The sequence below is a fragment of the Candidatus Jordarchaeum sp. genome (assembly GCF_052745115.1).
In genome coordinates this window covers 1-17,407 of record NZ_JBRAKS010000038.1, presented here as the reverse complement: position 1 = coordinate 17,407, position 17,407 = coordinate 1, and the positions used below count along the sequence as shown (strand labels likewise).

16 protein-coding genes are annotated in these 17,407 nt (G+C 40.7%); 9 read left to right on the top strand and 7 right to left on the bottom strand.

All coding sequences use genetic code 11. From position 1 onward, the window contains the following. Positions 1 to 162 precede the first annotated feature (162 nt). Genes cdhA through acsC form a run of 5 tightly spaced genes read left to right on the top strand, consistent with a single transcriptional unit; the run spans position 163 to position 7,649 of the window. Positions 163 to 2,526: a CO dehydrogenase/acetyl-CoA synthase complex subunit alpha gene (gene cdhA / locus ACUVXA_RS04590; RefSeq protein WP_445870063.1), complete on the top strand. Its 2,364-nt coding sequence runs from the start codon at positions 163 to 165 to the stop codon at positions 2,524 to 2,526. An 11-nt stretch (positions 2,527 to 2,537) separates the two neighbouring features. Then, on the top strand, positions 2,538 to 3,080 hold the full coding sequence (gene cdhB, locus ACUVXA_RS04585; protein ID WP_445870062.1) for a CO dehydrogenase/acetyl-CoA synthase complex subunit epsilon: 543 nt from the start codon (positions 2,538 to 2,540) through the stop codon (positions 3,078 to 3,080). Positions 3,081 to 3,132: 52 nt separating this feature from the next. Beyond that, a complete protein-coding gene (cdhC, locus tag ACUVXA_RS04580; RefSeq protein WP_445870064.1) occupies positions 3,133 to 4,611 on the top strand; it encodes a CO dehydrogenase/CO-methylating acetyl-CoA synthase complex subunit beta in 1,479 nt (492 codons plus the stop codon). 11 nt (positions 4,612 to 4,622) lie between these two features. Continuing rightward, positions 4,623 to 5,855: a CO dehydrogenase/acetyl-CoA synthase subunit delta gene (gene cdhD, locus ACUVXA_RS04575; protein ID WP_445870061.1), complete on the top strand. Its 1,233-nt coding sequence runs from the start codon at positions 4,623 to 4,625 to the stop codon at positions 5,853 to 5,855. A gap of 24 nt (positions 5,856 to 5,879) precedes the next feature. After that, positions 5,880 to 7,649: an acetyl-CoA decarbonylase/synthase complex subunit gamma gene (acsC, locus tag ACUVXA_RS04570; RefSeq protein WP_445870060.1), complete on the top strand. Its 1,770-nt coding sequence runs from the start codon at positions 5,880 to 5,882 to the stop codon at positions 7,647 to 7,649. A gap of 137 nt (positions 7,650 to 7,786) precedes the next feature. On the opposite strand, the gene ACUVXA_RS04565 is transcribed toward acsC, so the two are convergent. Beyond that, complete coding sequence (locus ACUVXA_RS04565; protein WP_445870059.1) at positions 7,787 to 8,257, bottom strand: universal stress protein; 471 nt, start codon at positions 8,255 to 8,257, stop codon at positions 7,787 to 7,789. Between the two features lie 191 nt (positions 8,258 to 8,448). Further along, the gene (locus ACUVXA_RS04560; RefSeq protein WP_445870058.1) at positions 8,449 to 8,901 is read right to left on the bottom strand and encodes a GNAT family N-acetyltransferase; all 453 of its coding nucleotides are present in this window, start codon (positions 8,899 to 8,901) and stop codon (positions 8,449 to 8,451) included. 170 nt (positions 8,902 to 9,071) lie between these two features. Between ACUVXA_RS04560 and ACUVXA_RS04555 the strand changes: the two genes are divergently transcribed. Next, positions 9,072 to 9,482 carry a hypothetical protein gene (locus ACUVXA_RS04555; protein WP_445870057.1) on the top strand — a complete coding sequence of 137 codons (411 nt, stop codon included), beginning with the start codon at positions 9,072 to 9,074 and terminating at the stop codon, positions 9,480 to 9,482. Between the two features lie 202 nt (positions 9,483 to 9,684). On the opposite strand, the gene ACUVXA_RS04550 is transcribed toward ACUVXA_RS04555, so the two are convergent. Next, positions 9,685 to 10,449: an ATP-binding protein gene (locus ACUVXA_RS04550; RefSeq protein ID WP_445870056.1), complete on the bottom strand. Its 765-nt coding sequence runs from the start codon at positions 10,447 to 10,449 to the stop codon at positions 9,685 to 9,687. Between the two features lie 205 nt (positions 10,450 to 10,654). Between ACUVXA_RS04550 and ACUVXA_RS04545 the strand changes: the two genes are divergently transcribed. Further along, positions 10,655 to 11,041, top strand: coding sequence for a hypothetical protein (locus ACUVXA_RS04545; RefSeq protein WP_445870055.1), 387 nt, complete (start codon positions 10,655 to 10,657; stop codon positions 11,039 to 11,041). Between the two features lie 5 nt (positions 11,042 to 11,046). Here ACUVXA_RS04545 and ACUVXA_RS04540 read toward each other — a convergent pair whose 3' ends face one another. The 3 genes from ACUVXA_RS04540 to ACUVXA_RS04530 are packed head-to-tail and all read right to left on the bottom strand — an operon-like array spanning position 11,047 to position 13,677. Continuing rightward, positions 11,047 to 11,841, bottom strand: coding sequence for a 6-hydroxymethylpterin diphosphokinase MptE-like protein (locus ACUVXA_RS04540; protein ID WP_445870054.1), 795 nt, complete (start codon positions 11,839 to 11,841; stop codon positions 11,047 to 11,049). Next, positions 11,831 to 13,270 (bottom strand): PfkB family carbohydrate kinase, encoded by a 1,440-nt coding sequence (locus ACUVXA_RS04535; RefSeq protein WP_445870053.1) that lies wholly within the window; start codon positions 13,268 to 13,270, stop codon positions 11,831 to 11,833. The genes ACUVXA_RS04540 and ACUVXA_RS04535 overlap by 11 nt, the downstream gene beginning before the upstream one ends. Continuing rightward, positions 13,270 to 13,677, bottom strand: coding sequence for a dihydroneopterin aldolase family protein (locus ACUVXA_RS04530; RefSeq protein WP_445870052.1), 408 nt, complete (start codon positions 13,675 to 13,677; stop codon positions 13,270 to 13,272). The genes ACUVXA_RS04535 and ACUVXA_RS04530 overlap by 1 nt, the downstream gene beginning before the upstream one ends. 409 nt (positions 13,678 to 14,086) lie before the next feature. On the opposite strand from ACUVXA_RS04530, the gene ACUVXA_RS04525 reads away from it, so the two are divergent. Beyond that, positions 14,087 to 15,448, top strand: coding sequence for an AIR synthase-related protein (locus ACUVXA_RS04525; protein ID WP_445870051.1), 1,362 nt, complete (start codon positions 14,087 to 14,089; stop codon positions 15,446 to 15,448). 148 nt (positions 15,449 to 15,596) lie between these two features. Here the strand turns inward: ACUVXA_RS04525 and radA are convergent, their stop codons facing one another. Then, on the bottom strand, positions 15,597 to 16,544 hold the full coding sequence (gene radA / locus ACUVXA_RS04520) for a DNA repair and recombination protein RadA (RefSeq protein WP_445870050.1): 948 nt from the start codon (positions 16,542 to 16,544) through the stop codon (positions 15,597 to 15,599). A 161-nt stretch (positions 16,545 to 16,705) separates the two neighbouring features. On the opposite strand from radA, the gene ACUVXA_RS04515 reads away from it, so the two are divergent. Then, on the top strand, positions 16,706 to 17,338 hold the full coding sequence (locus ACUVXA_RS04515; RefSeq protein WP_445870049.1) for a DUF447 domain-containing protein: 633 nt from the start codon (positions 16,706 to 16,708) through the stop codon (positions 17,336 to 17,338). Positions 17,339 to 17,407: the final 69 nt, after the last annotated feature.

Below are 17,407 nucleotides of genomic sequence, written 5' to 3'. Positions count from 1 at the left end.
AATGTTCTCTCCTTTATAAACAAAACCAAATAAACCTAAGAAATACTGGTCCCAATGATTTTCATAGTAAAGTTTAAAACCCAATAAAATCTTTCGTTAGCCGTAACATATACGATTACAGTACGCAATTTTATGAACTAATTATTGGAGGCAAAATGAATAATGGCTAAAACTTCTGGATATTTAAAAGCAGACGAACTCAAGACACCTCTAGCATCGTTTAAAAACCTAGAAGTGTCTATAGGAAAAGTCATAGTGGAAGAAGAAGAGTGGGAACCCATGGGCCCTACACCGAAGCCCACTCTGGCAGAGCTTAGATCCTGGACGGTGGACAGGCTTCTTAAAAAATATCGCCCCTTCTACGCTCCATTCTGTGACCGCTGCTGCCTCTGCACATATGGTCACTGTGACCTAACAGCGGGCAAGCGCGGTGCGTGTGGAATCACAATAGAAGACACCCAAGGCAGAATAGTTCTCTTAGCCTGCACCATAGGCGCATCGGCGCACGCCGGACACGCACGACACATGCTACATGACCTCATCAAAAGAGTCGGCCCTGATTACCCCATCGATCTCGGTAACGATATTGCAGTCGAGGCACCTGTGATTCGAAACGTAATAGGCATAAAGCCCCAGGTACTGGGAGACCTAGAAGAAGTGCTGGACTATGTTGAAAACCAGATAGTGCAAGGGGTTTCTGCCTGCCACACTGGCCAAGAAGGCAGCTACATCGACTTCGAGGCCAAAGCACTACACATTGGTCTAATGGACTTTGTAGGAATGGAAACAGCAGATCTAATCCAAATAACAGGACTGAACCTACCAAAGGGTGAAGGAGATGCTCCCTTAGTAGAAATCGGTCTGGGTTGCATAGACCCAGAAAAACCCATGATCCTAGTAATCGGTCATAATGTCATTCCCAGTGTTGGTGTAATAGACTACATGCGTGAACACAACCTAGAGGACAACTTAGAACTAGCCGGAATATGCTGCACCGCCATAGATTTTACCCGGTATGATCCCGGGTATAAGATTGTGGGATCAATTGCACGCCAACTAACCTCAATCAGATCTGGTGTCCCCGATGTCATAATGGTTGATGAGCAGTGTATCCGAACCGATGTTATTTACGAGGCTGCCAAGATCAAGGCGGCATTCATTGCTACAAACGAGAAAAACTGCCTAGGATTACAAAACAGAACCTTTGATTCCGTGCAAGATATAGTTGACGACCTTGTCAAGTACGCTATGGCGGGTGAGGCGAAAGGTGCACTTATACTTGATGGGGAGAAAGCCGGGGAGGTTGCAGTGAGAACCGCATTAAAGCTTGCACCCCTGAGGAAGAAGTTTAAGCAGGTTCCTGACAAGAAGCAGATTACAGAATTCGCCAAGCTATGTACCGAGTGTTACGATTGTGAGAGAGCATGCCCAAACGATTTGCCCACATCGGTAGCGGTGAAGGCTGGTGCCTCAGGTGACCTAAGCTTGCTTGCAGATCTTTACGAGGACTGCGTGGGCTGCGGCAGATGCAGCGAGGCCTGTAGAAAGGATATACCAGTAAAAACACTGATAGATGCAGCTGCTGAGAAGCAGATCAAGAGTGATGTTTATAAGGTTAGGGTTGGGCGAGGGCCGATCAAAGACACTGAAATCAGAAACGTAGGTGCACCAATCGTACTAGGTGAGATTCCTGGTGTAATTGCTTACGTGGGCTGTGCAAACTATCCCGCAGGACCCACGGAAGTGGCTAAAATGGCTGAAGAATTCCTCAAAAGAAGATACATAGTAGTGGTTAGCGGTTGCTCAGCTATGGACATTGCGAGGTACAAGGATGAGGAAGGACTAACGCTTTACGAGAAGTATCCCGGCGATTTCGACGCCGGAGGACTTGTAAATGTAGGCTCCTGTGTATCTAATGGTCACATCGTGGGAGCTGCCATAAAGATCGCAAATATCTTTGCTCGGAGGCCTCTCAGGGCTAACTTCGAAGAGATCGCGGACTATGTCCTTAACCGTGTGGGTGCCTGTGGTGTGGCCTGGGGTGCCTACAGTCAGAAAGCGGCTTCTATAGCAACGGGAGTAAACATATACGGCATTCCAGTAATTGTAGGACCACACGGATCAAAGTACCGAAGAATGTACCTCGGCCGGAGTGACATTGATGAGGACTGGTACGTGTACAATGCAAGAACCGGCGATAAAGTGTATGTTGGGCCAGCTCCCGAACACCTGATAATTGCTGCTGAGAACATGGATGAGTGCATTGTTCAGACTGCGAAGCTCTGTTTAAGGCCTAACGACACCTTTAAGGGTAGAGCTATTAAGCTCAGCCACTGGATTGACCTGTACCGCAGAAAATATGGAAAAGACTTCCCAGACGACGTACACAAATACATTAGAGTAGAGGGTGATATTCCCGTTACTTTTAAAGAGGATTTGCTAAGAGTGCTTAAGGACAGAAACTGGAAACCCACCGAGATACCAGACCCAACGCTATACGAAAGATTAGTAAAAGCTAAAAAGTAATGGAGGTAACCATGATGGCTGCTAAAGCACCAACTCCTTGGCAGTATGCTAATTGGGGAGGCTCTAAAAATGCTAGCGTTTTAATGAGCGGACAAGTTGCCGCTAAGATGATAAAAAAGAAGAAGAGATGTCTGCTGATAGTTAGTGCTAATGCAATAAGAGAATTGGACGGCAAAAAACTGGTTGATTACGCGGTTGAGATTGGTAAAACCGGAATACCCGTGGTTGCAACGGCAAATATGATTAAAGAACTGCGAGGAGCAGGATTCGATAAAGCAATTGATATGCAATTGGCTGATGTAACAAACCGGCTAAGAGATCCTAATTGGAAGGGATTAGACGGAAAAGGGCACTACGACTGTGTAATCTACTTAGGAGGAATTTACTATATTCAAAGCCAGTCTCTTTCCACCTTGAAACACTTTGCTCCAGACATTCTGTCTATCAGTTTGGATCGGGAGTATCAACCTAATGCTAGCTTTAGCTTCAATAATCTAAAGAAAGGAGAATGGAAAAAAGAATTGGATGATTTGGTAACTGAATTAAAAGCATAATTTAATGGTAAAAAACTAAGATTAATGAAATAAGGAGGATTTGTGAATGAGCATGTTTGAGGACATTCCTGTGGACGTAGGAGTAGTATACGAAGGCGAGAGAATTCGTGGCAAAGAAATGCAGTTCGAGTTTGGCGGACCAAACATTGAACAAAAATTCGAACTAGTACAAGCACGAGACATGAAAGAAATTACCGACGGGAAAGTAATCATAGACGGACCGGACTTGAAGGATCTGGAAGAAGGCAAGTCATACCCAATAGGCATACTGGTGGAAGCTGCAGGCAAAGAGATTGAAAAGGATCTGGAAGCAGTGCTAGAAAGGCGAATACACGAATTCATCAACTTTGTTGAAGGATTCATGCACCTAAACCAGCGCTACGACATTTGGTTGAGACTAAGCAAAGGCTCCTATAAGAAAGGATTCAACACACTAGAATACCTGGGAAAGGTTCTGATAAGACTTTTCAAATCAGAGTTTCCAATCATAGAAAAAATACAAGTCACATTCATTACCAATCCTAAGAAGGTTTCTGAATGGTATAAGAAAGCATTAGACATTTACGAGGCAAGAGACGCACGAGCCAGAGGAATGAAAGATGAGGACGTAGAAGAATTCTACGGATGTGTACTATGCCAAAGCTTTGCACCCAGCCACGTATGCATTATATCCCCCAACCGAATCTCTCTATGCGGCGCTATCAACTGGTTCGACGCCCGTGCCGCTGCACGCGTCGATCCCAAGGGACCCAACTTTATGGTCCCGAAAGGAGAATTACTTGATGATGTTCACGGAGAGTATTCGGGAGTAAATGAGATAGCAAAGCAGAGATCACTCGGTGAAGTAGAGAGAGTCTGGATGTACAGTATGTTCGGACACCCGCACACCAGCTGCGGATGCTTTGAGGCCATAGCATTTTACATACCCGAGGTAGACGGAGCGGGAGTCGTAGACAGAGGCTACGAGGGAACTGCGGTCAACGGCTTAGCGTTTTCCACAATGGCTAACCAGACTGGAGGAGGCAAACAGGTTGAAGGATTTAACGGCATCGCTATAGAATATATGAGAAGCCCGAAATTTCTGCAGGCCGATGGCGGATGGAACAGAGTAGTATGGCTACCCTCCAATGTTAAAGAAAAAGTCATGGACGCTATACCAGCAGAGCTAAAAGACAAAATCGCCACCGAAAAGGACGTAGCCAGCACAGCGGAATTACGGGAATGGCTAAAAGAGAAGGGCCACCCCATAGTTAAACAATGGCCAGCGGAGGTTGTAGCCGAGGCTGGAGCCCCCGCAGAGGTGACATACGAAGGCGCTCCCACCGAATACATGGTTCCCCAGCTAACAATGCCCGCAACAATGGCCGCAGCACCCGGCGGAGTCCCAGTAGCACTACTACAAGGCGTTCTTCAACTACCTGAAGGAATTCCAGGAGCCACACCAGGAGAAGGCTTCCAACTAATCTTCAAAAACGTGAAGATCAAAGTTGAAAAACTAATCATAAAGAGAGAAGAAAAGGGTAAAAAATGAAGGAATAGTAAATGCCAACCAATGATATCACCAAACTTGGAAAAAACATATTAGAAATACTGGAAAAATTCGAAGAACTAGAACTCGAAGATGTAACCATAGAAGCAGACGAACTAGTATTAAAAATGGCGGCGGGAGTAGCAAGAATGGCTCCTCCCCCACTAAGAATGGCTGCCCCCGGAGTCATACCCACCGCTCTACCTGCAATGAGGCCCTTCCAGTTCCTAGAAGAAAAATTCAAGCCGCCCATACAAGAATACCCCGGACAAATAGTAGAAGTACAATTCGGCCAAACCAAAAAAGAAGGCGGCACCCGAAAAGAAATCCGCAAAATCGGCGGAGAAAAAGTTCCCCCCTTCTACCGCTTCGAATACGAAAACCCCAACCGGCCTCTGGTCACTTTTGACGTTTTCGACATGCGCGTGAGCCTACCCAAACCAATTCGAGACCACTTCGATGAAGTAATGGACGACCCCGCAGAATGGGCCAAAAAATCTCTCAAAGAATACGGCGCAGACCTGGTAACAGTACACCTCATCAGCACCGATCCCTACATCAAAGACACCCCCGCAAAAAAAGCCTCAAAAACCATAGAAGACGTACTCCAAGCAATAGACACCCCACTACTCATAGGCGGCTCCGGAAACCCCGACAAAGACCCCGAAGTACTCGAAGCAGCCGCAGCCGCGGCCGAAAACGAACGCCTCATGTTAAACTCGGCATCAGATAACCTCGACTGGAAACGAGTTGTCGAAGCCGCCAAGAAATACAACCACAACGTACTCTCATGGACCCAGCTCGACGTCAACAATCAAAAGAAAATGAACCAACTAATACTGGACGCCGGACTACCCAAAGACCATATAGTACAAGACGCTACCACTGCCGCCCTAGGCTACGGACTACAATACTCCTTCAGCATCTACGAAAGAATCAGAATGGCCGCCCTAAAAGGCGAAGCAGATCTCCAAATGCCCCTATCCTCAGGAACCACCAACGCTTGGGGAGCCAGAGAAGCCTACATGAGCGACAAAAAGAAAGGATCCGAATGGGGAACCATAAACTTCCGAGGACCACTATGGGAAGCCATAACCGGACTATCACTCGCACTAAACGGATGCGACATCTTCATGATGCTCCACCCAGCCAGCGTACAAATCTTCAAAACAGTCGTAGAATACCTAACCTCCAAAAAGAAAGACAAACCCAGCCCCCTACTAAACTGGATAACCACAAAAGCCTAAAATAAAAAACGAAAGGTGAAAAAAATGTCACGATTAAAGCCACTAGACATATACAACCTACTACCCAAAACCAACTGCAAAGAATGCGGCGAAGAAACATGTATGGCGTTTACTTATCTTCTTATTAGCCGCGATAAAGAATTAGAAGATTGTAAGCCGCTGATTAAGGATCCTAAGTATAAGCCGAACTATCCAAAACTGAAAGACTTGTTAACTCCTCCAGTGAGGAGTGTAAAGTTCGGTGTTGGCGAACATGCGAAGACTATTGGCGGAGAAGAGGTGATGCGGCGCCATGAACTTACTTGGTTTAACCCTACGGTACTGGCCATAGATGTTGACGATGACTTGGAGGAGAGTGAACTAATTAAACGTGTGGACCTTATCACCCACTGGAACACCTTTTACATTGGGCAATCCCTGTTCCTAGATGCTGTCGCTATAAAATGTGTATCAGGTGATCCTAATAAATTCGCCAAAGCGGTATCCGCAGTGGTTAAGTACACTGATAACCCCATAATTCTCTGCTCGCTTGATCCCGCTTGTTTAAAGGCAGGGGTAAAAGCGGCTGTGGGCAAGAAACCATTATTGTACGCGGCTACCAAAGATAACTGGAAAGAGGTGGGAGAAATCGCGAGAAGCGAAAAACTACCGGTGGTAATAGCGGCACCGGGCGACCTAGACCTTCTGAAATCCTTGGCAAAATCAATGCACACAGCTGGAGTAGAAGAAATTGCCCTAGATCCTGGAACCTACTGGGGTGAAGGATTACTCGGAGACACTATAAACAATTTCACAATGCTAAGGAGAGCCGCAATAGAAGCCGGAGACAGAGAGGTGGGATGGCCGCTAATAGGAGTCCCAGCCACCATCTGGATAGGCAAAGAAGGAATATCTGAAGGCGAAAAACTAGCCACAGCATTCCAAGAAACCATACTATCTGCAATTCTAACCGCCAGATACGCCGACTTACTCATAATACACTCCACAGAACTCTGGACATTCCTACCACTAGTAATTCTGAAAAGAAATCTCTACGAAGATCCTAGAGTACACCCTTCAGTAGACTCAGAACTAATGGCTATCGGCTCACCAGATCAAAATAGCCCAGTGATGGTTACTACAAACTTTGCCTTAACAGCATACACGGTTAAATCCGACCTAGAACAATCAAAAATAGACGCCTGGCTAGTCATACTCGACACTGAAGGAATAGGTGTTGAATCTGCGGCTGCTGGTGGTCAGTTTAACGCGAGCAAGATCTCTGACTCATTAGAAGAGTTTAAGGTTGGAGACAAGGTTAATCATAGGGCTTTGATTATTCCTGGAATGGGTTCTCGTTTCAAGGGCGAGATCGAGGACTTGTCTGGCTGGGATGTTTATGTTGGTCCTAAGGACTCTGGCGCTATTGGTGACTTTCTTAAGGAAAAGTATCGGGCGGCTACTGGTTTAAAGTATGTGGGTGATCCCGGTAAGGAGAGTCCTGTTTTCTTAACTCCGAATAATATCAAGGCTTTCTACGATGTTAAAAAGCCATTGCTTGATGCCAAGGCTTCGGCTTGGCTGGTTGTTGTGGACACGGAAGGTCTTGACTTTGAGTCTGCTCTGAAGGAGAAGAAGATTGACGCTGCTGCTGTGAAGAAGTCTATGGATGAGGGCGGTGTCGATGAGCAGGTTTCGAAGAAGGAGCTTATTATTCCTCCTGCCTTAGAGGCTTTGAAGGGCGCCATTGAAAGCGCTACTAAGTGGAAGGCAAAAGTCGTAGCTCCCGATAAGATATCAGGAATGATAAAGTAATTAGCCTCCCTCTTTTCTATTTTAATTTTTTGTTTGAAGTCTTATTATTCGTTTTTTAAATATTTTTTTGCTGTAGCATTTAGTTTTGTTTTATTTTTTTGATATTTGGGAATGTTTTTTAAAAATTAATTATTTTTTTAGCGTACTATTAGAACTGGGCAGTGTGCGTGTTTGCTTACTTTATCTGAGACGCTTCCAAGGAAGAATCTTTTTATATCCCCGAATCCCCGGCTTCCTACCACGATTAGGTCGTAATTGTTTTCTTCGGCGAATATTAATATAGTGTTTGAAATGTTTCCCTTTTCCACTATTATTTCTACTTCTAGTCCTTTGGCTAAGCCTTTTTTGTATTGGTTGAGGAATTTTTTAGCTTTGGTATTGATTTCTTCAATTATTCTGTTTGTGAGTTCGATCTCTGCGGCGGGCATGCTGGTTTCCATGCCTCCCACGGGCATCACAAGTGTGGGTGGCTCAAATACATGTATTAGTGTGATTTTTGCATTGTACCGTTGGGCGAGGTCTCCTCCATATTTTGCGACTTTATCGCTGTAGACGGAACCGTCTAGTGCTACTAATATCTTTTTAATCAGTTTATCCTCATCGTTCAATAAGTACACCTCAAGTTTATTTCTGAAACCTGCAATAAAACCTAATTAGGCAATTATCGCTCATCTTAAGCTTTTTCTTAACACTTTATCTTTTAATGATTTATGTTTAATTGATTTTATTCTCCTAAAAAATCAATTTCTTAAAAATAAGTTTCATTTTTTGATTTGTAATTTTTCTATTTATTGGGGTTTTAGATTAGGTTTTTGGTCATTTTGATTCCATCGCGTTGCTTTCCGTAGTAGTTTTTGAGCACTCTTATGGGTCTATACGAAAATTTTTGGTATAGGTTTAGTGCCGCAGTGTTTGTTGCATCTACTTCAAGTAGGGAAACGTTGACTCCTTTTTGTTTGAACTCATTTTCTAGCGCTTGTAATAAACTAGCCGCTACCCCTTTTCTTCTAAAATCCGGTTTAACATCCAAACTGTATATTCTACCAACACTGTAGGGAACTTGGATAATGCCCACTATGAATCCGATTACCTCATCACGGATTTTTGCTTTAAGGAAAACGGAGTTATGCTGAATGATTAAGAATTTTAGGAAGGGTTTTGGAAAACTGTTTTGGGGGAAGCACTCTTTTTCAATTTGGTAAAGCGTATTTAAATCCTCTTTTTTGGCCCTCTCGATTACCAATCCGTCCATATAATAAATAAACTCTTTTGACAATATATTTTTTTAAACAAGTTTTACTGATCTTTTTGGCAAATTTACATAATATTTTATTATGTAATAATACTACATAATAAAAAAAATTATAAGCAATAACATACTTAAGATTATTTAGAGAAAGACCAAAACCCGAGGTTAAACATTTGGGAAACTGGAAAGTTCAATTCGATTCACAGACTGAAGGCCTTATTTTCAATGATACCCGACGGCAAACAGGAAAGGAAATACTGAGACCTATTTTTCTCCAGCACCTGGCAAGAGAAAGTGAAATAGTTAGGAGTGAAATAAAGGTTATAGATCCAGAGGGTAAAACTCGCTACTCTGATACATTCTTTGTAATATTTGTTAACGACGAATTAGGAAGGGTCACTCTACTGTTTGAACACTGGCTAAATTTAGGTATACGAATGGTGGGAGTTATTGACGGCATTAGGCGCGCTGAGAAAATATTAGAACACCTGCAAGAAATTGTAAAAGTGGAGAATCACAAAGAAGTTAAAATAATTCTTCCACCCACATACAGGATTAGTACCAGAAACCAAAAAATTAAGTAAATAATAGCTAATCTGTTTTCCATTCTTTATTTATTTTGTATTATCTCTTTTATTAATCCGAAATTACTTATTATAGTAAATCTGGTTACCATAAATTCAATTTAGAAAAGAAAAATACCTCTTTTATTGCTAATTTCGAGAGTTTTCGAAGCCTTTTTAATGACCAATTATAAATCTATTGATTCTTTTTGGCTTTTAATGATTAGGATTCTAATTTAGAATTTATGATTTTTAAAACCGCTTGATATGCTGGGTTATCTTCTGGCAGTAGGAGTAGCGACTTTCCCTCTAGATTGTATTGTGCTAGTTCATCATCTGGTGGTATTGTTCCGATATATTCTAGTTTGTATTTCTGTGCTTGTTCTTTTACTGCGGATTCCAAGTCAGGTGTTATCCTGTTACCCACAAGGTATATGTGTTCGAAATTCGATTTGAGGGCTTTCGCCAGGTCTCTGATACGCGCCGCGGTTTGAATTCCCATTCTTGAAGCATCAGAAATTAAAAACATGTAATTAATATTCTTACTTGTTCTTCGACTCACGTGCTCTAACCCTGCAGGTAAGTCTAGCAGAGTATAGGAGTAGTTTTTTGTCAAGGTATCCATGATTTTAGTTAGCAGATTATTTACACTGCAGTAACAACCCTCCCGCTCGGTTGCTCCCATAACTAGTAAATCAAAAAGTTCACCCTCTTGTAAAACGTCAAAAATTAGCGACTCTAAATAATCTCCTTTATCAAATCCGGGAGCCATTTTACTCATCCTTTCTTTGAAATCGTTAACCACAGTTCCCACAGTCTTTTTAACATCTATACCCAAAACTTCGGGCATATTGGAGTCAGCGTCACCGTCAATAACCAGAATCTCCCCATTATTCGATTTTAATAATGACTTTAATGCTAATGCTAGAAAACTGGTCTTGCCAACTCCTCCTTTACCTGATACTGCTACTATTTTTACGCCTTGCATTTGTTCATCTCCCATTTATGATTGTTCGGTTTCCATGTTTGGCGAATGAGTGGAGGAATAAATACTTTTTGTGTCTACAAAATTAGCTATTTTTATTATCCAATTATTTGTTTAGATTGAACCACACTCAGTTCAGTTTTTATTTGTTTTAACACCAAATTTTATTAGTCTGTTTATCTTCTAAATTATTTAGTAGGTGAGGTTGGTGTCTTCTTGGAAGGTGCGATTAGATTCCTTGGGAGACGTTTCCTACGAGTTTTTGGATACTCGCAGAAACACGGGTAGAGAGGTTCTTAGGCCGGAGTTTTTGCGGGATTTGGCTAAAAAGGGTGAATTGATAGAAGAAGAAATGCACATCGTTGGACCAGAGGGAAAAGGAAGATATACCGATACCTTTCTTATTATATCACTTAGTGATAAAAGAGGGGGTTTCATGATGCTTATGGAAAATTACCTAGTAGGAGTAAGAATTGTGGGTATTAGGGGTAAAGTCGACATATCTGAGAAACTAGTAGATCTTTTGCAGGATACCGTAAGATACTCTAAGAACATTAATGTAAATATCATTATCCCTAAAGGTTATAAAATTTAGAAACTTTAAAAATTAAAATTTTGGGTTTCTGTTTTATATTTTATCCATTTTAAATTTTTTATTCCGGGTATAATTTCTTCGGCTCCAGTTATATTAATTATAACGGTGTTTGTTTGGGATGCTAGCCAGTTTATCAATTTTTTAGCATATTCTAATTTTTTCTTTTTAATTGGCGTTATTGACACATTTTTTTTGTAGCTTGGTTTTGAATATTTTCCAATATAATTCCCGAAATCGAATCCGGCTAAGAGTATTGTGTGTGCACCCATTGATTCTGCTAGAAATACGGCTCGGTCTCCATCGGTGAATCCTGAGAAATTGAATACGTGGGTTAATGGTTTGGTTTGTGTGGTTCCAATTACGGTTCCCGGTAAGCTTTTTACATACTTTTTGAGCGCAGTGATGTTATCACCGTGGGCATGAATAACTATAATGGCTCCCTTTTTATTCGCTGAAGTTATATCCTCTATACGTCCATCTAGGTCTGAAACAACTATTTCCGGCATTAGCCCCTCTTTAAGTAGTGCCGAAATTGCGCCGTCGGCAGCTATTTGGGCGCATACCTTGTTTAAACCTATTCTTTTAATTTCTAAAATGTTTCTCTCTAATGATGGTCCACAACCATATATCAAAACACATTTGTTGTATATTCTTTCTTTAAGGAGACTTAACTGTTTTTCTGGGTCTTGAACATCAAGCATTTTTTCCAAGATTTCTGCCGCTTTTGCATCGGCGTCTTCACTGTATCCAAAATCTTTTATGATTTTTTGATACCAGGCATTCCACTGACTATAGTTCAATTTCTTGAACCTCTTTGGGTTCCTTATTTATGAGATCCATTACTTCTTGGAAGCTGGGTAGCGAAGATCTTGGTCCAAGTTTTCTAGTTGCTAGAGCTGCAGATGCAGAAGCGAAAAGTATGCAACCTTTTAACTCCTCAAATCCCTTATCCTGTAATAGAGCGGCAATTAATCCTGCTGCAAATGCGTCACCAGCACCAATTTCATCCACAGTTTTTACGTCGTAGGCATCTACATGGAAGCTAAAATCCTTGGTATAGGTGTCACATCCCTTAGTTCCTCTTGTAATTATAAAAATATCTGGACCTATTTCCAAAACTTCCCTTTTACTCTTGACCCCTATTTCTTTTAGAGTTTCCCAACCAGTTTCGTTTATAATAAAAACGTTTGTGTTTCTTAATATTCCTTCCAATTTTTTAAAACCCTGAATCAAATAATGAATGGTGGGGCGGTAGACTATGGTTTTTCCCAAGTTTTTTCCATATCCTGCAATTAATTCACTGATTTCTAGAAAGGTTTCACCTATATAGAATATGTCAGCATCCTTCATGAGATTCCAGCTAATTTCGTTGGGATTTGTTAGTGATAAAGCTGTATCTTTGGTGGCGTAGATGTAGGTTCTTTTTTTCCCGGTTTCCCCCGCGACAATGAAACTCCTAGAAGTCCTCTTATTCTTATCGATAATAACACTCGAAACATCAACTCCCTCTTTTATGAAGTCGCTTAGCAGTTGCCATCCCGCTGTATCGCCACCCAGTTTTCCTATAAAGCTGGTATTTACTCCCAGCCTTGAGAGGGCAACAGCAACATTACCTCCAGAGCCCCCCGGAAACTCGTACAATTCATATAATAGTCGGGAACCTCCTAGTTCACCTTTTTCCTCTAATAGGGAAAATGTGTCCAGGGCAACTGAACCGAATACAAGAACACTGGGAAGTTCTAACCTTGAAGATTCAGACAGTTTTATTAACCCCTCACCCATAGACCTTGAGAAAATGGTTGATAATCTACTGAAATCAAGTCCACTACTTAGGCATAGTTCCAATGCGTTGTTAAGATAAACACTGAAAAGTTCTTCCAACATTACACCTAGGTCGCTAGTAGACAATTTTCTTTCAAACATCAGTAGTATCCATCGCCCCATCGATGTGGGCTTATAACAGATGATTCTACGACCTCCTTCTATCTGAAAATCCTCCTTGACAACATTAAATTCTACAAGATTTTTCAGGTGCGCTAGAGTAGTTTTATTCGAATAAGCCAGCCGTCGGATGATGTCCTTTTGGCACACTGTTCCCTCTTTAATTTTTTCAAGAATGTCTATGCTTATAGGAGAACCCAAAACCTCAGTGAGAAATCTTTTCAGATTTTCAGGTTCTGCGGGAAGAAAAATTAGATAAGGCCAAATCTCATCTGCGGGGTTATTCATTAATCTTCCTCCTCAATTTTTTCGATAAACATTAAAGGATAGTCCAGTTCTTGAATATAGGACATTTCCATATGAACTCGTGATTTGCCATATTTGGATACGAGTCTAATTGAAAGATTTCTTCCTCCTACTTCACTATAATCATAGGGATGAGAAGCCTCCCTTATTTTGTTAAAATCTATTTTTACTTCAATCTTTTCAATGTATGGTTGAAGTGACATGGTCTTTTCTATCGCTTTTTCAAGCGTAGAGACAACTTTAGCATCTTTAGAAATAGGAGTTCCCACAAATTGATGATAAACCGCACCAAGAGTGATTGCTCCCTCAAATATCGCCCTATCCCTATCAGTCACCTCCTTCCCAAAGTATCTTTTTGCCTTTGCTTCAAATTCCTCGATTTCAGACATGTTTAATCATCTTTAATAATCAATTAATAGTTCTTCTCCATTTAAATAGTTATTAATGTAAACTTGAGTGCAAGGTATTAAACCATATATTTTTCATTTATTGTTGCATTAATTTCTTTTCCCAGTAATTTAATTATCCCAGTTCTCAGCAACAGTATAAGAATAACTCTTTATTATGTTTGTTAATTTATTCCTGTCCTCAAAATTATTTCTATAACTAATATCCAGATATTTTCAGTATAATTAGTAATAACCAGATTATTAATTAACTGAGAGGCTTTACCATTTTTGTCAATAAATGTTAATAATATCTCCCTATGTAGTCTTTAATAGAGAAATCTGAAACGTCTAAGTTAATTTAGTCTCATATTGTAATCAAATCTTGAAGTGAATATTTGAGGAGATTTAATTGGCGGATTTAGAGGGGCTCATAATAAGACTTCATGAAAAAAAATTCACAAAAGAGGAAATCATTTCGCGACTTGTGGATGAAATAAAAATTTACAAGGATTTAACTGAGGGCGAAGCAGTTGAACTAGCAAATGCGGTGTTTTCTGAAACCTGGACTACTATTAACCAAAAAACTAGCAGAGAAACAGCGGATATACTAGATTATTCAAAGTGTGAGGCTACAATGCATGATTTGGGGGTCGGTTGTCGGGGGGAAGGAGATTTCTTTGTTCATAGACTGCTTGCAGAAATAAGCGATGTGGGAATCAGAACTATTTTGGGTCCTCGTTCCCAGGACGATGCTGGTGCTGTTAAAGGTAAACGTGATGTAATTGTGGTTTCTGTTGATGGAACTCATTCCCGGCTAACTGAGTTTCCTTTCATAGCTGGTTTTCACGTAACTCGGGCAACAATGAGAGATGTTTACATTAAAGGAGCCAAGCCCTTAGCCTTACTTACGGATCTTCACCTTGCGGATGACGGTGACGTAGGAAAGTTATTTGACTTCATGTCTGGCATAAGAACGGTTTCTAAATTGACCGGTGTGCCCTTGGTTGCAGGTTCCACGCTCAGAGTTGGAGGGGACATGGTTATTGGAACTAGATTTGTTTCCTGTGTCGGTGCAGTAGGTGTTGTCAGAACGCCTCATCTTATTGCAGCGAGAACCAAAGTGAAACCTGGGGATGACATAATTATGACTGAAGGAGCAGGAGGAGGCACAATAGCTACTACCGCCATTTACGGTGGATTGCCTGAAGTGGTTATAGAAACTTTAAACGTACAATTCATAAAGGCCTGTGAAACCCTTTTGAACCGAAACCTGTTTAGGAAAATACACGCAGCAACGGATTGGACTAATGGAGGACTAAGGGGAGACTGTAACGAGATTTGTAAAACTGCAGAAGTAGGAATGAAAATTTACGAAAAGAATGTTGAATCGCTGGTAAATCCCGTGGTATTAAAAATGCTGCGAGACTTAGGCATAGACTATCTAGGGGTTTCAATTGACTCCTTACTGATTTTCACTTCTTCCAAGCACTCGGAAGAAATTCTGTCGGCACTAAGAAATGCAAGAATAAGGTGTGGTATCATCGGCACGGTAATTGAAACCCCAAAAAGGGCCGAGTTAATATCGGATGGTGAAACTAAATCACTAGAACCCTTATACAGAGAAGCTGCCTACACTAAGGTTAAAAAATTTGTTGGAGAAAAATCACCCGAAAATAAAGAAATTTTAATGAATAAAACGGCCCAAGCTGCTCAAGAAGCCATCAAAAAATCTGAAAAAATAATAAAGATTATAAGTGAACGAGAAACTTGAACCTCCCGATATGAAACTTCTTTTGTCTTTCAACTTTTTCTAAAAAGTTTCCGCTGTTATTATTATAAACAAAAATTATAAAATAAATTGGGTTTGAAGATATATTCTGAACTAATGGTAAAATGGATATTATTTCGATTTAAAATTATTAAGAATCTAGCACACCGGCCTCATCTATTACAAACAGTATTTCTGATTCGGGGAGATAGGGACTGTCTACGAGTCTCGCTATTCTCTGGTTACCCTTACTCTTTCTTAGGTATACTCTAGTGGTGCAGTTGTGAGCAACAATGTGACCGCCAACAGGTGCTGTGGGGTCGCCGAAGAAAGCGTCTGGTTTTGCCATAACCTGGTTGGTGACTACGATTGCAAGGTTGTAGAGTTCAGCTAGTCTTAATAGGTTGTGAAGATGTTTGTTCAGTTTCTGTTGTCTTTCAGCAAGCATTCCTCGACCAATGTATTCTGATCTAAAGTATCCCACCATGCTGTCTACAACAATGAGTTTTACGTTTTTGCCTTTCTCTATTATACCGTCTATGTTTTGGGAAAGGTACAACTGGTGATCTGAGTTATAAGCCCTGGCATAAACCACTCGTTTCAGAACTTCTTGAGGTTCCAGTTCTAATCGAGTAGCTATTTGAACTAGTCGTTCTGGTCTGAAGGTTCCTTCGGTATCAATGTATACAGCATCCCCATTGAGTCCTCCTCTTTCCTCTGGTAACTGAACGGTTACGGATAATTGATGGCATATCTGGGTTTTTCCGGTTCTAAACTCTCCGAAAAATTCTGTGATCCCTCGCGTTTCTATACCTCCCCCCAGTAGTTGATCCAGATTTTTGGTGCCGGTAGTTATTTGCGATATGTTTTTTCTCTGCTCCAGAAATTCTTGAGCGGATATGAATCCTATGTTAAGCATTTCTCGAGCAGCCTCAATTATTCTACTGGCTGTTGTTTCTCCGATGTCCGCTGCGGTGGAAAGCTCTTTAGGGGTAGCAACTGCCACGGCTTCTGGGCTTCTATAACCCGCCTCAGATAGTTTTTTCGCAATTGCGGGCCCAATTCCAGGTAAATCCTCTAATTGAGTAGGTGAACTCATATTAAGATCCTCTAAATGATGTTTATCTCGAATTTTAATTATACACTCAGAGTATATTAATAATTTGCATTAATATTAATTTAGATATCCTATTACGTGAGATTTGTGAATAAAAGTTTAAATATTTTTGAGTAGGCGAACGGCATATGAATTCAGAAATCTTGGAAAAATTAAAAATAATTCCCAACTGCATCTATGAAACCATTTTCACTACTTACAATGCTGATTTTAAGCCTAACGCAGCGCCGATGGGTATCAGTACTCCCAATATGAAAAATATTGTCGCAAAACTATACATCACAAGTCAAACGTATAGAAATATATTGGAAAAGAAATGTGCAGTTATAAATATTACAAATGACCTATCCCTTTTTTACCAAACCTCAATTGGTAAAAAAGGTTTGAAAGAAGCCAAAATTTTTAAAAAGTCGGAATATATTACTGCGCCAATTCTCATTTCAGCATCGGCTTATATTGAAGCAACTGTAAAGCGTATACTAAATATTGATGAAAATCAATCCAAAATAACATTTAAAATAGCTCATGCAGAAATAATAGATCCTTGCGCAACTCCAGTATGCAGAGCTCCCAATTTAATATTAGAATCAATAATCCATGCCACAAGAATCGAAATCTACACTAATAAAAAGGAAGAAAAAAAAGCCCAAAAATTAATTAATCAGGTGAAAAATTACAGAGAAATAATTAATCGAATCGCAAAAGGAACAGAGTATGATTCACTAATGGAAAAAATCTGGAAAAAAATACCAAAATCAAATCCAACTAGAAACTAAATCAATTTTTTGGTAAAATCAGTATTTGAAAATGAAATAGGTTATTAAAACTGGTTTTGGCTGGTGAAC